Annotated in this window: 17 protein-coding genes; 12 read left to right on the top strand and 5 right to left on the bottom strand. The window is 68.8% G+C overall.

Going from position 1 to position 17,928, the window contains the following annotated elements; translation table 11 throughout:
* The first annotated feature begins 20 nt into the window (after positions 1 to 20).
* Positions 21 to 425: an NUDIX hydrolase gene (locus tag ACIBL3_RS24275; protein WP_396355812.1), complete on the top strand. Its 405-nt coding sequence runs from the start codon at positions 21 to 23 to the stop codon at positions 423 to 425.
* Here ACIBL3_RS24275 and ACIBL3_RS24270 read toward each other — a convergent pair.
* Both ACIBL3_RS24270 and ACIBL3_RS24265 read right to left on the bottom strand, forming a co-directional pair.
* Positions 343 to 1,731 (bottom strand): FAD-dependent oxidoreductase, encoded by a 1,389-nt coding sequence (locus ACIBL3_RS24270; RefSeq protein ID WP_396355811.1) that lies wholly within the window; start codon positions 1,729 to 1,731, stop codon positions 343 to 345. The two genes, ACIBL3_RS24275 and ACIBL3_RS24270, sit on opposite strands and share 83 nt — an antisense overlap.
* A 70-nt stretch (positions 1,732 to 1,801) precedes the next feature.
* Entirely contained in the window at positions 1,802 to 3,868 is a 2,067-nt protein-coding gene (locus ACIBL3_RS24265; RefSeq protein WP_396355810.1) for an ATP-binding protein, read from the bottom strand.
* Between the two features lie 63 nt (positions 3,869 to 3,931).
* Between ACIBL3_RS24265 and ACIBL3_RS24260 the strand changes: the two genes are divergently transcribed.
* Positions 3,932 to 4,711 (top strand): GNAT family N-acetyltransferase, encoded by a 780-nt coding sequence (locus ACIBL3_RS24260; protein WP_396355809.1) that lies wholly within the window; start codon positions 3,932 to 3,934, stop codon positions 4,709 to 4,711.
* Here the strand turns inward: ACIBL3_RS24260 and ACIBL3_RS24255 are convergent.
* Entirely contained in the window at positions 4,690 to 5,097 is a 408-nt protein-coding gene (locus tag ACIBL3_RS24255; RefSeq protein ID WP_396355808.1) for a DUF4267 domain-containing protein, read from the bottom strand. The genes ACIBL3_RS24260 and ACIBL3_RS24255 overlap by 22 nt on opposite strands.
* Before the next feature lie 88 nt (positions 5,098 to 5,185).
* Between ACIBL3_RS24255 and ACIBL3_RS24250 the strand changes: the two genes are divergently transcribed.
* Positions 5,186 to 5,758: a TetR/AcrR family transcriptional regulator gene (locus ACIBL3_RS24250; protein ID WP_396355807.1), complete on the top strand. Its 573-nt coding sequence runs from the start codon at positions 5,186 to 5,188 to the stop codon at positions 5,756 to 5,758.
* Here the strand turns inward: ACIBL3_RS24250 and ACIBL3_RS24245 are convergent.
* Entirely contained in the window at positions 5,726 to 6,304 is a 579-nt protein-coding gene (locus ACIBL3_RS24245; protein ID WP_396355806.1) for a histidine phosphatase family protein, read from the bottom strand. The two genes, ACIBL3_RS24250 and ACIBL3_RS24245, sit on opposite strands and share 33 nt — an antisense overlap.
* 127 nt (positions 6,305 to 6,431) lie before the next feature.
* On the opposite strand from ACIBL3_RS24245, the gene ACIBL3_RS24240 reads away from it, so the two are divergent.
* The 6 genes from ACIBL3_RS24240 to ACIBL3_RS24215 all read left to right on the top strand — a co-directional run bounded on the left by ACIBL3_RS24240 (position 6,432) and on the right by ACIBL3_RS24215 (position 13,983).
* Positions 6,432 to 7,448 carry a LacI family DNA-binding transcriptional regulator gene (locus ACIBL3_RS24240; protein WP_396355805.1) on the top strand — a complete coding sequence of 339 codons (1,017 nt, stop codon included), beginning with the start codon at positions 6,432 to 6,434 and terminating at the stop codon, positions 7,446 to 7,448.
* Between the two features lie 18 nt (positions 7,449 to 7,466).
* Positions 7,467 to 8,759, top strand: coding sequence for a sugar ABC transporter substrate-binding protein (locus ACIBL3_RS24235; RefSeq protein WP_396355804.1), 1,293 nt, complete (start codon positions 7,467 to 7,469; stop codon positions 8,757 to 8,759).
* 170 nt (positions 8,760 to 8,929) lie between these two features.
* Complete coding sequence (locus ACIBL3_RS24230) at positions 8,930 to 9,742, top strand: carbohydrate ABC transporter permease (RefSeq protein ID WP_396355803.1); 813 nt, start codon at positions 8,930 to 8,932, stop codon at positions 9,740 to 9,742.
* Entirely contained in the window at positions 9,742 to 10,554 is an 813-nt protein-coding gene (locus tag ACIBL3_RS24225) for a carbohydrate ABC transporter permease (RefSeq protein WP_396355802.1), read from the top strand. Before ACIBL3_RS24230 ends, ACIBL3_RS24225 begins: the two co-directional genes overlap by 1 nt.
* A gap of 23 nt (positions 10,555 to 10,577) precedes the next feature.
* Positions 10,578 to 12,152: a glucoamylase family protein gene (locus ACIBL3_RS24220; protein WP_396355801.1), complete on the top strand. Its 1,575-nt coding sequence runs from the start codon at positions 10,578 to 10,580 to the stop codon at positions 12,150 to 12,152.
* Between the two features lie 19 nt (positions 12,153 to 12,171).
* The gene (locus tag ACIBL3_RS24215; RefSeq protein WP_396355800.1) at positions 12,172 to 13,983 is read left to right on the top strand and encodes a xylan 1,4-beta-xylosidase; all 1,812 of its coding nucleotides are present in this window, start codon (positions 12,172 to 12,174) and stop codon (positions 13,981 to 13,983) included.
* Here ACIBL3_RS24215 and ACIBL3_RS24210 read toward each other — a convergent pair.
* The gene (locus tag ACIBL3_RS24210) at positions 13,886 to 14,650 is read right to left on the bottom strand and encodes a FadR/GntR family transcriptional regulator (protein ID WP_396355799.1); all 765 of its coding nucleotides are present in this window, start codon (positions 14,648 to 14,650) and stop codon (positions 13,886 to 13,888) included. The genes ACIBL3_RS24215 and ACIBL3_RS24210 overlap by 98 nt on opposite strands.
* Before the next feature lie 200 nt (positions 14,651 to 14,850).
* On the opposite strand from ACIBL3_RS24210, the gene ACIBL3_RS24205 reads away from it, so the two are divergent.
* Genes ACIBL3_RS24205 through ACIBL3_RS24195 form a run of 3 tightly spaced genes read left to right on the top strand, consistent with a single transcriptional unit; the run spans position 14,851 to position 17,910 of the window.
* Positions 14,851 to 16,125 carry an ABC transporter substrate-binding protein gene (locus tag ACIBL3_RS24205; protein ID WP_396355798.1) on the top strand — a complete coding sequence of 425 codons (1,275 nt, stop codon included), beginning with the start codon at positions 14,851 to 14,853 and terminating at the stop codon, positions 16,123 to 16,125.
* Positions 16,125 to 17,069 carry a carbohydrate ABC transporter permease gene (locus tag ACIBL3_RS24200; protein WP_396355797.1) on the top strand — a complete coding sequence of 315 codons (945 nt, stop codon included), beginning with the start codon at positions 16,125 to 16,127 and terminating at the stop codon, positions 17,067 to 17,069. Before ACIBL3_RS24205 ends, ACIBL3_RS24200 begins: the two co-directional genes overlap by 1 nt.
* On the top strand, positions 17,059 to 17,910 hold the full coding sequence (locus ACIBL3_RS24195; RefSeq protein ID WP_396355796.1) for a carbohydrate ABC transporter permease: 852 nt from the start codon (positions 17,059 to 17,061) through the stop codon (positions 17,908 to 17,910). The genes ACIBL3_RS24200 and ACIBL3_RS24195 overlap by 11 nt, the downstream gene beginning before the upstream one ends.
* The last annotated feature ends 18 nt before the right edge of the window (positions 17,911 to 17,928 follow it).

Raw genomic sequence — 17,928 nt, 5'->3', positions numbered from 1 at the left:
TGGCCCTATCGTGGGGTGGCATGGATGCGCACCGCGTCGACTGTGTCGGGGCTCTCGTGTACGACGACCAGCACCGGCTGCTCGTGGTCCGGAGAGCGAATGAGCCCGGCCGTGGGCTCTGGTCGATCCCGGGCGGCCGGGTCGAGCCGGGAGAGGACGACCCGGCGGCGGTGGCCCGTGAGGTCGCGGAGGAGACCGGTCTGACCGTCGAGGTCGGGGCTCTGGTCGGCGAGGTCGAACGCGACGGCCCGAAGGGCGCGCTCTACGTGATCCGCGACTACGAGGCGACAGCCGTCGGTGGCAGCCTCACGCCGGGTGACGACGCCTCCGACGCGAAGTTCGTCACCCGCGCGGAGTTCCTGACCCTGCCGACCACGACGCTCCTGACCTCGACGCTCGAGCAGTGGAACGCCCTACCGGGCTAGCTGCTGCCAGGGCCCGGGCCACGACCGCGGGACGGAGCAGGGCCGTCGGCGGATCGACCAGGCTGGTCACCCGGAGGAACGCTCGTCCCAGGTGCTCGTCGCGTACGGCGCCGGCCTGCAGCATCCCGACGTACCGGCCGAAGAAGCGGTCTGCGGCCGTCCGCCGGCCCGGGGTCTCGGGGAACGACAGGTCGGCGCCTCTCGCCAAGGCCCAGGCGGCGCCCGCGATCCGGCCGGTGTCGCGAAGGTGGCCGAGGAGTGGGTGGCCGGCGGCCAACTGCCGGCGGAGTGCGTCGGCCTCGAGCGCCGCGACCGTCATCCCCTGTCCGTAGATGGGGTTCAGCGTGCAGACGGCGTCGCCGAGGACTGCCAGACCGCTCGGAAAGCGGTCCAGGCGGTCGTAGCGGCACCACCGCGACGCCGGGTACCGGTAGGCGACCGGATCGTCCAGGGGTGCGGCGGCCGCCAGGATCCGGGACAGGTCCGGCAGCGCGAGGTCGGCGGCGAACCGGGTGAAGCCCTCCGGGTCGGTCGGTGGGTGGTCGCCGTGGACGCCCATCAGCGTGACCAGGCAGTTCCCGTCCTCGATCCGCGAGAGGCCACCACCTCGCGGCCGTGCCGCGCAGGGAGCGGAGATCACCACCAGGTCGTTGCCCAGGGCATCAGGATGGAGCCGGTAGCGCCGGCTGGCGTAACCGACGCCGACCGCGAGCCGGTCCTGCCTCGGCGCCGGGAAGCCGAGTGCCTCGAGCCAGACCGGAAGCCGCGACCCGCGACCGGTCGCGTCGACGACGAGGTCGCCGGGCAGTTCCTCCGGCGCGCTGCCGTCGGCACGGCCGACCACCCGGGCGCCCACGATCCGCCGGCCCTCGGCGACCACACCGGCCACGTCGTGTCGTCCGAGCACCCGGACGGGCGGCAGCGCCAGGACGCGTCGCCGTACCGCAGCCTCCAGGGCCGGGCGGCTCACGCAGAGCGCGGGGAGGCCCGAGGCTCCCTGCCGGAAGTAGTGCCCCCCGAAGCACAGGCGGGTGTCCGCGAGCATGTCGCCGACCTGTGCACCGCCCGCGGTCAGCTCGGCGGTCAGCCCTGGAAAGAATTCCTCCAGCAGCGCGTGGCCGCGAGCGAGTAAGCCGTGCAGATGACGCGACTGCGGTGTACCGCGGCGTGGTGCCGGATCCGGGCTGAGCTCGTCACGATCGACGACGACGACCTCGGCGTACGTTTCGGAGAGCACCCTCGCCGCCAGCAAGCCTGCGATGCTGCCACCGAGGATGATGGCGCGGTCCCGGTCGGTCGATGTCATGGCAGCCTCCTGTGGCGAGGGTGCCGAGGATCCCGGTCCGGTCACCAGGTCAAAGACTGCTCACCTGTGCTCATCCAGTGCCGAGCTCTCGTCGCCACAACCAGGCGACGACGCGGTCGTGCCCTTGCCGCAGGTGGCGGCGATAGGTGCTGAACGGGAGACCGAGCGCCGCGGCCGCAGCCTCCTGGGTGCGAGACGCCCGGAAGTACGTCGTCTGGAGCGCACGGTACAGCCGGTCGTCGCGAGGATCGTCGGCCAAGGTTCCAACGGCAGCGTGCAGTAGCTTCACCAACTCGTCGGCGTTCTTGTCGCCGGCGACACAACGCGTGCGCAGCAATGGATTGCGCGTCAGCAGGTCAGGGCGGTGCAGGTCTCGCAGCGCCTGCTTGACGGCATCGGCGAAGTCGCCAGGGGCGAGCACGAGGAGCTCGGGCTCCGGGACCGCGGCGGGGAGCAGCAGGGCGTCGTCGGCCAGGGCACGCTCGGTCCAACGTTCGGTCATCAGCTCGACCGGGACCCGCCGGAAGTCGTGGCCGAACAGCCCGTAGCGGCGACCCCCCACAACGAAGTCCGCGCTCCCTGCGCGCGGCATGTCCGCGGCGGCGAAGTAGTCGTTCCAGCGGTCCGGCTCGGCCAGCGTGACGAAGTCCCAGGCCAGGTGTGGAGTGGCCAGCTGCCGCTGCAAGGTGAGCACCGGTACGGCGTTCAGCGTGGCAGACGGGCCTTGGTACGCCTGGGAGTCGACGATGAAACGGCAGTGTCCGACGGACTCACCGGCCCGGACCGGCGCCGTACGCTGGGCGAAGCGCCAGGCCGCCGCCGTGCCAGGGTCGGCGTCGCGGTCCGCCGGCGTCGCGACGGTGAGGTCAAGCAGCGCGACGACGCCACGAACGGTCCCGTCGATGCCCCGGATCACGTGGAACCCGTCCGGCTGACGGTCCAGCCACCGCCTGACCAACGCCGCCGAGTCAGCTCCCTCGCCGGCACGGACGAGGTCTTCGATCGCCTGATGATCGGCCGGGCGGCTCCGGTCGGGGTACTCGTTGCCCCAGGTCTGCCATTCCACCGGCGCGAGGACACTGCGCAGATTGCGGAACAGGAACTTCAGGTCCGCGATCGCCTCCTGCTGTGCCCGGCCCTCGCTGCCGCGGATCCGTGCCAGCGTGTCGGCCCGAACCGCGCGGAACACCTCGCGGTAGCCGTCCGGATCACGCCGGCGCAGGTCGGCGTCGAGCACGTCGCGGACGAGGTCGTGCGGCACAAGTCCGCCGGTCCGGAGCTCGGTGACGGACAACCCGGCCAGCCAGCCGAACACCAGGTGCGGATCGCCCGGATCGGCGACCACAGCGCGGAGCAGTCCTTCGCTGGTCGTACGCGCGACAGCAGCCACCGCGAGGGCTTGCTGGTGGGCGACCGACGGCACGTCGGCGACGAGCCATCGGAGCAGGCCGGTGACCACGTCCATCGGCAACGTGGTCAGATCGGCGTCCGGGTCCCGCCGGAGCAGGTCGGCGAGCAGCGACAGCGCCAGCGGATGGCCGTAGGTGAGAGTCAGTACGTCGGCATGCCGGTCCGCGCGAACGCCGCGCCGGTCCAGGTACCGGCGGACGTCGGCCTGCTCGAGATTCCGCAGCGACACGATGCGGAGCAGCTCGGACCAGGCTGGATCGGCCCGCCACTCCGGTCCCGGTGGCTCGCGGCCCGCGACGACCACGATCGTCGACGCCGGTAGCCGGGGAAGCAGCCGCTCCCGCAGCCAGCTCTCGACCGGGCTGAGCCGTTCCCAACTGTCCACGAGCAGGACCAGCCGCTCGCCGTACGGCACGCGGATCGCGGCGTCGTCCGGTCGGATGTCGACAGTGTCCGCGAGGGCCTCGGTCACGCCGGCGGGAGTGCCGACGACGTCCCGGCCGTCGATACGGACGACGCAGGCGTCCGCCTCGTCGGCGAGAGCGGCGTACGCGTCCAGCAACGTCGTCTTTCCGACTCCGCCGGGCCCGACCAGAAACAGCATCCGGAACGCCGGTTCCTCGGCTCCCAGGGCGGCTCGGAACAGGTCGAGCTCAGCCGCGCGGCCGACGAAGAACTCGTGCCGCCATGCTGCCAACAACCCGCCGAGCGTTTCCGCGGGGCCCATGACCTCATGGTGGCAGCCGGAAACCGATCGCGCCGCGTCCGGGTGGTGCCTGACACTGGCCGGATGGAGGACAGATCCGTGGTTCGCGCGATCGAGGAGAATGCTGCCGAGTTGCTGATGGCGATGGGCGCCGCTGGTGGCGGGGTGCAGCGGGATGACGGCACGGTCCGCTGGACGATCGGCGGGTCGCCGCTCGACTACCACAACGCAGTGGTGGCGGCTGACCTCACGGCCGAGGACGTCGACAGCACCATCGCCGCTTCACGGGAGCTGATGCGGCAGTACGGCGTGCCCGGAACCTGGCATGTCGGGCCGTCCATGCGCCCGGCTGATCTCGGGGACCGACTGCGGGCGGCCGGGTTCAGGTACGACGGTGGCGAGCCAGGGATGGCCGTGAAGCTGTCCGAACTGCATGAACCGCGGGACGTCGCCGGCTTCGAGCTCACTCGGGTCACGACCGACGAAGCGCTCGCGACCTGGGAGGCAACACTCGGTCGCGGCTTCGGGGAGGGCGAGAAGGAGGCGCGCTGGGTCGCCGAGGTGTACCGGCGGCTCGGGTATGGCGATCCGTGGCGGCACTACCTCGGATTCCTCGACGGAGAACCGGTCGCGACCACCACGATCTTCCTCGGCGCCGGGGTGGCCGGCGTCTACTTCGTGATGACCGTCCCGGAGGCCCGCCGCCGCGGCATCGGCGCCGCGATCACGTACGCCGCGCTCCGGCAGGCGCACGGCGTCGAGTACGCCGTACTCGGCTCATCAGCCGCTGGGTTCTCCGTGTACGCCGCGCTCGGGTTCCAGCAGCGCTGCACGATCGACTTCTACGCGTGGGATGCGACCTGAGGTACGGCGGCGCGCTCGCGCAGCAGCAGGTAGGCGCTGACGAGAACGACGACGCCGGTGAGGGCATGGACGCCGAGGGCGGTCGCGACGGTGCCGCCATGGGTCAGGACGACGACCATGTCGACGAACGGGATGATCGCCATGACGGCCAGCACGACACCGGTCGCGCGACGCTCACCAAGGGCGAGCAGGACCAGGATGATCAGCCCGCAGGCGATGTCGCGGATCCCTTTGACGGCGAGGTAGCCGGCCGCCGCGCCGGTGGGCCAGGACTCGGTGCCGAATCCCGCGGCGGCGCCCTGCGGATCGAGCAGCAGGAACCGCAGGCCGAACGAGATCGGGAACAGGCCGAGCAGGACGGCGAGCACAGTGGTGAAACGACGCATTGCGGACTCCTGAATCTAGCGTTGCTAATCTTTCTAGCGACGCTAGCATTGCCATCGCTAGATTGTCTAGCAGTGCTAGAGTTCGGCTATGCCGAGTGAGTCACGCAGGGAGCGGGCCCGGGCGGAGCGCCGGGAACTGATCATCCGGACGGCCCGGGAGCTGGCGGAGGCCGAGGGCTGGGAGGCCGTCACCACGCGGCGGCTCGCGGATCAGGTCGACTACAGCCAGCCGGTGCTCTACGGCCACTTCGCGAACATGGATGCGATCGCCGCGGCCGTTGCCCTGCAAGGGTTCGAGGAGCTGGTCGTCGTACTGCGCGAAGGGCGCGCGAGTGCTGGATTACGCGGGCTGACCGGGGCCTACCTCAGGTACGCCGAGGAGAATCCCGCGATGTACGACGCGATGTTCGTCCGGCGGACGGAGCTGGTGTTCGGGGTGACGGACACGCCGGCGGTACTCCGGGACGCGTTCGCCGAGATCCTGGCCGGCGTCACGCCGTACGTGACGACGGATGCCGAGACAGCGACAGAGGTGTTCTGGAGTGCGCTGCACGGGCAAGCGACGCTCAACGAGGGTGCACGGCTGCGACCGGATCACCGGCAGGCCCGCTCGGACCTGCTGGTCGACCTATTCGTTGTTCCAGCGGTGGATCGCGGGTGAACCACGCTCCCAGCCGAGGGTGGAGACGGTCGCGGTGTTGAGGACGAAGTGGCGGCCCTCGGTCACGTCGAGCTCGAGCCAGCGGGCGGTGAGACCGCGCAGGGCGTGGGAGTGACCGAAGACGAGGACATCACCGGGTACGGCGGCGATGCGAGCGTTCACGCGGTCGAGCCGAGCCGCGACCTGGGCGGGCGTTTCGCCGTTGGGTACCGGGTGTGACCAGACTGTCCAGCCCGGCACGGTCTTGCGGATCTCCGCGGTGGTGATGCCTTCGTAGTCCCCGTAGTCCCACTCGACCAGGTCTTCGTCGACCTCGGCGTCCGGGAAGCCCGCGAGCTCCGCCGTCCGGCGGGCGCGTTCCCGCGGCGAGGTCAGCACCAGCTCGAAGGTCTCACCGGCCAGCCGCGACTTCAGCGAGGCGGCCACGCGCTCACCTTCCGCGGTCAGCGGGAGGTCCGTCACCGACGTGTGCTTGCCCGACTTGCTCCAGTCGGTCTCACCGTGCCGGATCAGGAACAACTGGTCCTGTCGCTCTTGTGTGATCACGCCTCCATCTTTGCAAAACAGCGCTTCATCGTCGCAGATCGGTGTCGACCCCTTGACCAACCCACCCCGGACAGGGCAGGGTCGAAAACTGTAAGCGCTTCCACTCCGACCTCCCAGGAGCGAGAACGTGGCATCCGGACCCACCGGCAGGCCTGCGACGATCTACGACGTCGCGGCGCACGCGAAGCTGTCGATCGCGACGGTTTCGCGTGTCCTGCAAGGGACCGGGCCGGTGTCGGAGAAGGCGAGAGCACGGGTCGACCAGGCGGCACGCGAGCTCAACTACGTACCGCTGCGCGCCGCCCGCAGCCTGGCGGTACAACGGCACGAGGCGCACGGGCTGGTGCTGCCCGACCTGGCCGGCCCGTTCTACGGCGACCTGCTGATGGGCTACGAACGCTGGGCCGGTGAGCACGGCCAGAGCGTCGTCATCACGGTCACGCACGGCAACCCCGACCCGAACCGCACGGTCCGCGACCTGGCCGGGCGGGTCGACGGGATAGTTGTCCACGGCAACGCATTGGACCTGCCGACGATCCAGGGGCTGCGCAAGGCCGGCGTACCGCTGGTGCTGATCGCGCATCCACCGGTGACGGGCTGCGACTCGATCCGCAGTGAGAGCGCGGCGAGCGCCGAACAGCTCACCACGCGACTGCTCGACCACGGTCGCACCGGGCTGCTCTTCGTCGGCGATCCCGACAGCGGCTACGACGTCGCCGAACGGTACGCCGGCTTCGCGAGGGCTCTCCACAGTCGTGGAATGAACGTGCCGAAGCCGGAATGTGTGCCGATGACCGAGGAGGCGGGCACGACGGTCGCCACGAAGTTGCTGACGGCAAAGAAGCGGCCCGACGGGCTGGTGTGTGCGAACGACGAGCTTGCGTTGGCTGCGTTGACCACGTTGCAGGCGGCGCAGGTCGCCGTACCTGAAGAGATCGTGGTGACGGGGTGGGATGACGTGATGGCGGCTCGGTATGTGTCGCCGGGGCTGACCACCGTGCGGCAGCCGATGGCCGAGTTGGGCCGGCTGGCTGCGCAACGACTGCACGAGCGGGTGACCGGGGAGCGGTCCCGGGCGCGTAACGACGTACTGGCAACACAACTCGTGCTGCGGGACAGCTGCGGCACGGGACGGGGGATGTAACCGAGTGAGGAGACACAGATGATCACCCACAGCATCCGCCGCCGGCTGGTGATCGGCAGCGCTGCGATCACCGCCACAGCCCTTGCGCTGACAGGGTGTGGCAGGTCGGAGGACACCCCCAGCGGGGGTTCGCAGGCAACGACCACGGTCAGCGAAGGACCGGCCACCGGCAACCTGACCGTCTGGGCGATGGGCACCGAGGGCGAGAACCTGCCCAAGCTGATGCAGCAGTTCCAGCAGGCCAACCCGGGCGTGAAGGTCACCGTCACGCCGATCCCGTGGGACGCCGCGCACAGCAAGTTCACCACCGCGATCACCGCGCAGACGCTGCCGGACGCCGCGATGGTCGGCACCACCTGGATGGGCGAGTTCGCCGACCTCGGCGCGCTCGACCCGACCCCGCAGGGCTTCGACAGCGAGGGCTTCTACCCCGGCGCGCTGGACACCACCAAGGTCGGCGGGACGCAGTACGGCGTTCCCTGGTACGTCGAGACGCGGTTGGTGTACTACCGCAAGGACCTGGCCGAGAAGGCGGGGATCACCACGCCGCCGACCGACTGGGACGGCCTGAAGGCGATGGCGAAGGCGATGCAGGAGAAGGCCGGCGCGAAGTACGGGATCAACCTGCAGCCGGGCGGCAACGGGTCGTGGCAGACGGTGATGCCGTTCTCCTGGTCCGCCGGCGCGAACATCACCGATGACGACCAGAAGGAGTTCACCTTCGACACGCCGGAGATGCAGGAGGGGCTGAAGTACTACCAGAGCTTCTTCACCGAGAAGCTGGCCGGGACCGACCTGCCGCCGAACCAGACCGAGGCGCAGTTCGTCAGCGGGCAGGTGCCGATGTTCATCTCCGGGCCGTGGATGGCGGGCTCGGTGGCCAAGCTCGGCGGGGACGCGATCAAGCCGAACATCGGGGTCTTCGAGATCCCGAAGAACAAGACCTCGACGTCGTTCGTCGGCGGCTCGAACTTCGTGGTGTTCAAGACCTCGAAGAACAAGGACAGCGCGTGGAAGCTGGTCAAGTTCCTGAGCGACCCGAAGACGCAGGCGAGCTGGTTCCAGATGTCGTCCGACCTGCCCGCGGTGAAGAGCGCGTGGGAGGACCCGAGCATCTCCAGCGACCCGTTGCTGCCGGTGTTCGGCAAGCAGCTGGAGTCCGCGAAGGCGCCGCCGGCGATCGTGAACTGGGAGCAGGTGGCGACCGTCTTCGACACCGAGGTGGAGAAGATGGCCAAGGCCGGGCAGTCCCCCGCCGACACCGCCAAGGCGATCCAAACCCAAGCTTCGTCGATCGGCACCGGTAGCTGATCGCGATGAGTCAGAAGACTGCTCCCGCCGGGTCGCGCCACGATCCGGCGGGAGGCCGGGAAGATGTACGGCGGTTGCCACCGGGGACCTCCAACAGACCCCGGCGTGGGCGGCTCGATCAGCAGACGTTGACTGCGTGGATCTTGGTCTTGCCGTTTGCGGTTTTGTTCTTGGCGTTTACGGCGGGGCCGGTGGTCGGGTCGTTGCTGACCAGCTTCACGGACATGCGGCAGCGGGATCTGCGGACGCCGTTCGCGGTGAACCCGGTGGGGTTCGACAACTACGTGAAGGCGTTCCAGGACGAGACGTTCCGGAAGGCTGCGTTCAACACCGCGTACTTCGTCCTCCTCGGCGTACCGCTGACGCTGGTCGTCGCGCTCGCGGCGGCGGTGCTGCTGGACCGCGGGGTGAAGCGGTTCCAGGCGCTGTTCAAGGTCGGCTACTACCTGCCGGTGGTGACGTCGATCGTCGCGATCGCGGTGATCTGGCGGTTCGTGCTGGCGCCGGACTCCGGCCTGCTGAACACCGCGCTCGGCTGGTTCGGCATCCAAGGCCCGAACTGGCTGGCGTCGGAGACCTGGGCGATGCCGTCGCTGATCGCGATGGCGGTGTGGCGCAACTTCGGGGCCGCGATGATCATCTTCCTGGCCGGGCTGCAGGGCATCCCGCAGTCGGTGGAGGAGGCCGGCCAGATCGACGGTGCGGGCCCGTGGCAACGGTTCCGGTACCTGATCCTGCCGCTGCTGCGGCTGACCATCCTGTTCAACTGCGTGACCACCGGCATCGGCTACCTGCAGTTCTTCGAGGAGCCGTTCGTGATGACCGACGGCGGTCCGCTGAACAGCACGCTGTCGGTGTCGATGTACACCTACGAGCAGTTCGGCTTCGGCAACTACGGCCTGGCCACGTCGATGGCCTACCTGCTGTTCGTCGTGATCGCGGTGGTCACGTTCATCCAGTTCCGGCTGCTGAGGGAGAAGTGATGCGCCGTACCTGGTGGATCTACCTGATCGGGCTGCTCGGCCTGGTCGCCGTCGCGGCGCCGTTCGTCTGGATGCTGCTCGGCAGCTTCAAGACCCAGGGCGAGCTGCTCCGGGTCCCGCCGACCTGGTGGCCGGAGCAGCCCACCTCGCAGAACTACTCCGACCTGTTCAGCAAGGAGAGCTTCCCGCGCTACTTCTTCAACTCGACGCTGGTCGCGCTGGTGGTGACGGCCGGGAACCTGATGTTCTGCTCGATGATCGGCTACGCGCTGGCCAAGCTGCGGTTCAAGGGCCGCAACGCGCTGTTCGTGCTGGTGATGGCCACCTTGATGATCCCCGGCATGGTCACCTTCGTACCGCTGTTCGTGCTCGTCACCAACGCCGGCCTGGCGAACAGCTACCCGGGCCTGATCCTGCCGTTCCTGGTCTCGCCGTTCGGCGTGTTCCTGATGCGGCAGTTCTTCCTCGGGCTGCCGGACGACCTGATGGACGCCGGGCGGGTGGACGGCAGCAGTGAGCTCGGCATCTTCGCCCGGATCATGCTGCCGCTGACCAAGCCGGCCCTGGCCACGCTCGGCATCCTCACCTTCCTCGGGTCCTGGAACAACTTCCTGTGGCCGCTGGTGATCGCCCAGACCCAGGACAAGTACACCCTCCCGGTCGCCCTGGCGCTGTACTCGAAGGGCCAGAACGCGCAGAACTACGGCCTGCTGATGGCCGGCGCGGTCGTGGTCGTCATACCGGTGCTCATCATGTTCCTGATCTTCCAGCGCCACGTCACCAAGGGCATCGCCATCACTGGACTCAAGTAGACCCCCCTTCTCTGGAGAGACAGATGACCGCCAACATCAGTCGCCGCACCCTGTTAGCCGCCACCGGCGCCGCCGCCCTGGCCGGAACCGCAGCACCCGCCTTCGGTGGAACGCCCTCACCTGCAGAGCTGCTGAAAGGGGGATGGCAACCGAGCCTCGCGGACAAGGCTCTGGTCGGGCGGTGGGCTCGGGACACCTGGCGCAGCCTGGTCGCGATGACCGACGAGCAGACCGGACTGCCCGCCGACAACATCGGCGAGTCCGTGACGAACCCGGTCCGCAGCCGCTACACCTCGCCCACCAACATCGGCGGCTACCTGTGGAGCACGGTCGTCGCCCGTGAGCTCGGCATCATCTCCCCTGGCGAGTCCCTGCGCCGGATCCGGCAAACGCTGACCACGATGTCGAAGGTCGACCACCACGAGCCGAGCGGCATGTACTTCAACTGGTACGACGAATCGACCGGCGAGGTGCTGTACACCGACCCGGACGGGACCAGGCCGATCACGCCGTTCGTCTCGAGTGTCGACAACGGCTGGTTCGCCTGCGCGCTGATGGTGGTCCGCAACGCCGAGCCAGGAGCCCGGGCGCTCGCCGAATCCCTGCTGGGCAAGATGAACTTCGCCTACTACTACAACCCCGCGGCCCGGCCCGGCGGCCTGATGCGCGGCGGCTTCTTCGAGACTCCGCCGCCGGACGAGGAGACCGACAAGGGCAACCACGCCGGCACCGGACCGGACGTGTACTACCGCAAGTTCCACTACGACACGTGCAACACCGAGGCACGGATCGCGCCGTACGTCGGGTTCGCGCTCGGGCAGGTGCCGCACACGCAGTACTTCGCCACCTACCGGACCTTCCCCGACTCCTGCGACTGGTCCTGGGTGGAGCAGCGCCCGAAGGGTGTGCACCGGACCTACCTCGGCCTGGACGTCTTCGAGGGCACGTACTCGTACCGCGGGATGCGGCTGGTCCCGTCGTGGGGCGGCGACATGTTCGAGTCGCTGATGCCCGACCTGTTCATCCCGGAGTCGACGTGGGCGCCGCGGAGCTGGGGCATCAACCACCCGCTCACGGTCCGCGCGCACATCGAGCACGGCATGGACGACGCCAGGTACGGCTACTGGGGCTTCTCCCCCGCGTCGAACCCCAAGGGCGGGTACTCCGTGTACGGCGTCGACGCGATCGGGATGGATCCCGGCGGCTACCCGTCCGACCTGGAGGCGACCAACTACGACGCCGGCTTCGAGGGCTGCCGGGAAGGCGTGAACCCGAACCCGACGTTCGGCGACGGCGTGGTCACCCCGCACGCGGCCTTCCTGGCGATGCAGTACGCCCCGCGACAGGCGATCGACAACCTGGCCCGGATCGAGTCGAACCTGAAGGCGTACGGCGGTGGCGGCTTCTTCGACTCGGTCGCGGTGCGGTCCGGCACGATCGCCCGGCGCTACCTGTCCCTGGACCAGGCGATGGTGATGGGCGCCATCGGCAACGTCTTCGCCGGCGACGTGGTCCGCCGGAACTTCAGCACCCGGCAGGTCGAGCAGCGAATCCGGCCGCTGATCGCGATGGAGCAGTTCGAGTCCGGCCTCGAGTAGACAGCACGGGAGATTCTCTATGCAGCACGACGACGCCAAGGCCGACTGGGACGCGCGGATCGCGATCCGCAGCGACGAGGAGCGGGAGTTCAGCTTCCCGGACCTCGACCCGCCCAAGGAGGTCACCGCGGTCGGCGGGACCGGCCAGGTCACCATCGACTGGTCCCCGGTCGACGGGGCCGCGGGGTACCTGATCCTGCGCGGCACCGGCGACCACGGCCCACTCGAGCCGGTCGACCACCACAGCGGTGACATCCTGTCGGTCCCGGCGCCGCCGTACGTCGACACCACGTGCACCCCGGGAACGCCGTACCGCTATGCGGTCGCGAGCGTTCCCGAGGTGACCGTCGTTGGGCGGGCAAGCCAGGCCGTCAGCGCGGAGCCGCTGCTCGGAGGCGACGAGGTGCCGCTGGTCTCGGTGACCGTCGACTCGGTTGCCGAGGGCAAGGAGCTGCCCAAGCCGTGGGTGCCGATGATCGGCAGCGAGCGGCTCAGCCAGCTGCTCTGCACGGACCGCAGCGGCGGCCGGGAGATCGGCCCCGAACTGGAGCAGGCGCTGCGCCGGATGCACGACGAGATCGGGGTCCGGACAGTCCGGGCGCACGCGATCTTCCACGACGACACGCACGTCTTCGGCGCATCCGGCTACGACTTCTCGGTCGTGGACGCGATCTACGACAAGCTGCTCGGGATCGGCCTGCGGCCGGTGGTCGAGCTCGGCTTCATGCCCCGGGAGCTGGCCAGCGATCCGGACAAGACGGTCTTCGAGTACGGCGCGATCATCTCGCCACCGTCGGCGTACGACGCCTGGTACGACCTGGTCCGCGCCCTCGTCGAGCACCTCGTGGAGCGCTACGGCCGCGACGAGGCGCTGACCTGGGACTTCGAGGTCTGGAACGAGGCCAACCTCGAGGTCTTCTGGTCCGGCACGAAGACCGAGTGGCTGCACCTGTACGACGTGACCGCGGCAGCCGTGAAGTCGGTCGACGAACGGCTCGCGATCGGTGGGCCGTCCTCGGCGGCAGCCGGATGGGTCGACGATCTGCTCGCGCACGCCGCCGCTCACGGCACCCCGGTGGACTTCGTGTCGACGCACACCTACGGGAGCCCGCCGCTCGACGTGCAGGCCTCGCTGGATCGGCACGGGTTCAGTGACGCGCGGATCCTGTGGACCGAGTGGGGTGTGACGCCGACGCATTTCAACCCGATCAACGACTCGGTGTTCTCCGGGGTGTTCCTGCTCCGCGGGATGAAGTCGGCGGCCGGGCGGGTGGACGCGCTGGCCTACTGGGTCGCCTCGGACCACTTCGAGGAGCTGGGCCGCCCGCCAAGGTTCCTGCACGGCGGATTCGGCCTGCAGACGGTGGGTGGGCTGGCGAAACCGCGGTACCACGCGATGAGCCTGCTGAGCCGCCTCGGTCCGGTCGAACTGCCGGTCACGCTGACCGGGGACGGCGGCGGCAGCCTGGTGGAGGCCTGGGCATCGCGGGACGACGAGCGGATCGCCGTACTGCTGTGGAATCTCACCCTCGACCAGACCAAGGCGGGCGGTGCGCCGGAGCTTTCCAGGACGGTTCGCGTCGAGCTGTCCGGTGTGTATCCGTCCTGGGAAGCCACCGCGACCACACTCGGGATCGGTGTCGGCGATGTCGCCGCTGCCGCGGCCGAGCTGGGCATCGGCGACTGGCCGACCGACGAGCAACTCGCCGAGTTGGCTGAGCGCAGCCGGCTGGTCAGTACTCCGCTGGAGTTGACCGGCGCAGCAGTCGAACTGACCCTCCCGATGCCTTCCGCGGTCCTTCTGGAGCTTCGTCCTCCCGGTCGAGGTTGACGGCTTCCTGAATCCAGCGTTCGACCCCCGCGATGTGCACCGTCGCCCAGGACCTGGCCACCTCCGGTTCGCGCCCCTCGATCGCGTCGAGGATCGCCCGGTGTTCGGCCAGCGTCCGGGCGACGGCGTCGTTCTGGGTCAGGCCGCGCCAGATCCGGGCCCGGTAGGTGGGCTGGCGCAGGCTGTCGATGATCGAGGCGAGCGCGCGGTTGCCGCTGCCGACCGCGAGCAGCCGGTGGAACTCCACGTCGCTGGCGAGCAGGTCCTCCACCGACGGCTCCGGGCCGAGGTCGTCGAGCAGCTGGCGCAGCGTGGCGATGTCCGCGTCGGCCATCCGCAGCGCCGCCCGGGCGGCCGCGGCCGGCTCGAGGATCCGCCGTACCTCGAAGAACTCCAGCACCGACGCGTCCTGGTGCAGGTCGAGGACGAAGCCCATCGTCTCCATCAGCAGCGCCGGGTCCAGGCTCGTCACGAACGTCCCGTCGCCCTGACGGACCTCGAGCACCCGAATCAGCGCGAGCGCCTTGACCGCCTCCCGCAGCGAGTTGCGGGACAGGCCTAGCCGCGCGGCCAGGTCCGGCTCGCGCGGCAGCCGATCGCCGGGTCGCAGCTCGCCGGTCACGATCATCTGCTTGATCCGGTCGATGGCCTCGTCGGTGACCCGCACACCCACCTCCTCATCAGGAACGGCGCCAGACATCCGATGTCAATCTCGCACACATCGGATGTCTGAGCGACTTTTTCAGGCTCAGCCCTAGGTTTCGTCCCTGAATTAAGGACACGAACTGTTGACTCATGTCAAGAGGACAGCATATAGATCGGATGAATCAACTCGTTCTTCGAGTACCAGTTCCCCTGGAGGTCAGGATGAACCGAACACCAGCGCGGGTGCGCCGCTGGGCGATCGCCACCCTCTCGGCCCTCGCCCTCACGGCGGTGGCTGCGTGCGGGGGCAATGACGGCAGTGGAGGCGGTGACAGTTCCGGATCCGCCGACAAGGCCGACCTGACCTGGTCGTTCTGGATCGGCGGCACCGAGGACCAGGCGGCCTGGCAGAAGGTCGCCGACCAGGCCACCACCGACCACCCCGGCATCACCGTGAAGCTCCAGGGCACCGACTGGAACAACTACTGGGCCAAGATCGGCACCCTGCTGGCCGGTGGCAAGGCGCCGTGCATCATCGGCATGCAGAGCCTGCGGACCGCGTCGTACGCGAGCGCGATGCTGCCGCTGGACGACCTGATGAGCAAGTACGGCCTGAAGGCCGAGGACTTCGACAAGCCGATCATGGACGGCCTCAAGGTGGACGGGAAGCAGATCGCGATCCCGTACGACTCCGGACCGATGGTGATCTTCTACAACAAGGACCTGTTCAAGGCCGCCGGCGTGGCCGAGCCGAAGCCGGGCTGGACGATGGACGAGTTCAACGCGGCCGCGAAGAAGCTCACCGCAGCCGGGCGGACCGGCCTGGTGACGACGCCCGGTGACCTCGGCGTCACCTCCTGGGTCCGGACGATGACCGGCGCGGAGCCGCTCGCCGACGGCAAGCTCGCGCTCACCGACCAGAAGTTCGTCGACGGGTTCACCGAGTACGCCGACTTCGTCAAGACCGACAAGATCGCCCCGCAGGTGCCGTCCGGCAACCCCGACTTCGAGTCCCAGCAGTTCGCCGCCGGCAAGGCCGCGATGCAGCTGAACGGGCCGTGGTCGCTGATCGACACCAAGGGCAAGGTCAAGTTCCAGCTCGGCATCGCGCCGATCCCGGCCGGTCCGGACGGGTCCAAGACCTACACCGCCGGCTCCGGCTTCGGCATCTCCCGGTCCTGCAAGACGCCGGACGCCGCCTTCCAGGCGATCATGTCGATGACGAGTGACAAGCCGCTGACCACGCTGGCCGCGGCCGGCCGCGCGTACCCGGCCCGGATCGCCGCGCACGACGCCTGGTTCACCGCCGCGAAGATCGACGGCGCCAAGGAGACCATCGACTACGCGTCGGAGAACTCCGTCGCGCTGGTCACCTCGAAGAACTGGGTCCAGGTCTCCGACCTGCTCAACCGGTTCGGCACCCAGGCGCTGAACGGCGAGATCCCGCCGGACCAGGCGCTGAAGACCATCCAGGACCAGGCAGGCGCTGGGTCCTGATGAGTGTCGACACCACGACCGCCGCACCGCCCAGCCCGCCGTCCCGAGCGGACCGGGCGGGGCGGCGGCCCGCACTGCGGCGGGACGGCCGGTACGCCGGTGTGTTCCTCGGCCCGAGCCTCGGCGGACTGGCCCTGTTCACGCTGTTCCCGACCGCGATGGCGCTCGCGATCAGCCTGTACGACTGGCCGGTGTTCGGCGAGCGCCAGTTCCTCGGGCTGGACAACTACACCCACCTGATGAACGACCCGGTGTTCCGCCGGGTGGTCCTGAACACCGCGCTGTTCGTGGTGCTGTACGTCCCGCTCAACGTGGTCGTGTCACTCGGTCTGGCGCTCTGGCTCGGGCCGAAGATCAAGGGCCGGCAGGCGTTCCGGGTGCTGTTCTTCATCCCGGTGATGACGCCGATGGTGGCGAACGTGATGGTCTGGCGGCTGCTGTTCCAGCCCGGCGGGCTGATCGACAGCGCGATGCAGACCTGGTTCGGGGTGAGCGCGCCGAACTTCCTCGGCTCGTCGAACTGGGCGATGCTCGCGATCGTCACGATGTCGGTCTGGCAGGGCTTCGGGTACAACTTCCTGGTCTTCTCCGCCGCGCTCGACCAGGTGCCGCAGTCGCAGCTGGAGTCGGCGCAGATCGACGGCGCCGGGGTCTGGCAGCGGTTCCGGTACGTCACCTGGCCGATGATCACGCCGTCGATCTTCTTCGCCACCACGATGACGCTGATCACCTCGTTCCAGGTGTTCGCCCAGCCGTTCATCCTGACCCAGGGCGGTCCGGGCGTGTCCACCCAGACCATCGTCATGTACGTCTACAACCAGGGCTGGCAGTTCCTCACCATGGGGCTGGCGTCGGCGGCCGGCTGGGTGCTGTTCGTGATCATCATGGGCATCACCGCGATCCAGTTCCTGGGCCAGCGCAAGTGGGTGAACTATGACGTCTGAGACCACCGCCCTCGTCGGGCGCCGCGTCCGCAGCGGGATTTCGCACGTTCTCCTGGTGATCGTGGCGATCCTGTTCCTGGTGCCGCTGGTGTACGCCGTGTCCACCTCGCTGAAACCCGCGGACGAGGTGTTCACGCCGACGCCGGAGCTGTTCGGGTCCGAGATCCGCTGGCAGAACTACGCCGACGCGTTCACGTTCGCGCCGTTCGGCCGGTACTTCCTGAACAGCCTGTTCGTCGCGATCGTCGGCACCCTGGTCGTCGTGGTCGCCTCGAGCATGTCGGCGTACGCGTTCGCCCGGCTGAAGTTCAGGGGCCGTGAGCAACTGTTCGTGCTGTTCCTGGGCACCCTGATGGTGCCGCAGGAAGTGCTGATCGTGCCGATGTACTGGCTGATGCAGTCGCTCGGCTGGGTGGACAGCTACTGGGCGCTGATCCTGCCCTGGGCGTTCACCGCGTTCGGCACGTTCCTGCTCCGGCAGTTCTTCCTGACCGTCCCGGCCGAGCTCGAGGAAGCGGCCCGGGTGGACGGGTGCGGGCCGTTCGGCACGTTCCTGCGGATCATGCTGCCGCTGGCCCGGCCGGCCATCGCGGTGCTGACCGTCTTCACCTTCATCAGCTTCTGGGGCAGCTTCCTGTGGCCGCTGATCATCATCAACACCGTCGCGGACAAGGGCACCGTCCCGCTCGGCCTGGCTCAGTTCATCGGCCAGCAGGGCACGCAGTGGAACCTGATGATGGCGGCCTCCGTGCTGGCCATGCTGCCCACCGTCCTGCTCGTCATCCTGCTGCAGAAACACCTTGTCCGCGGCCTGCTCGTCACCGGTCTGGGTGGCCGCTAACTACTTCCGAGGAGATCT

The sequence above is a fragment of the Kribbella sp. NPDC050124 genome, from assembly GCF_044460355.1.
Classification (GTDB): Bacteria; Actinomycetota; Actinomycetes; order Propionibacteriales; family Kribbellaceae; genus Kribbella.
The sequence above is the reverse complement of the archived record's forward strand: the minus strand, read 5'-3'. Positions and strand labels throughout refer to the sequence as shown.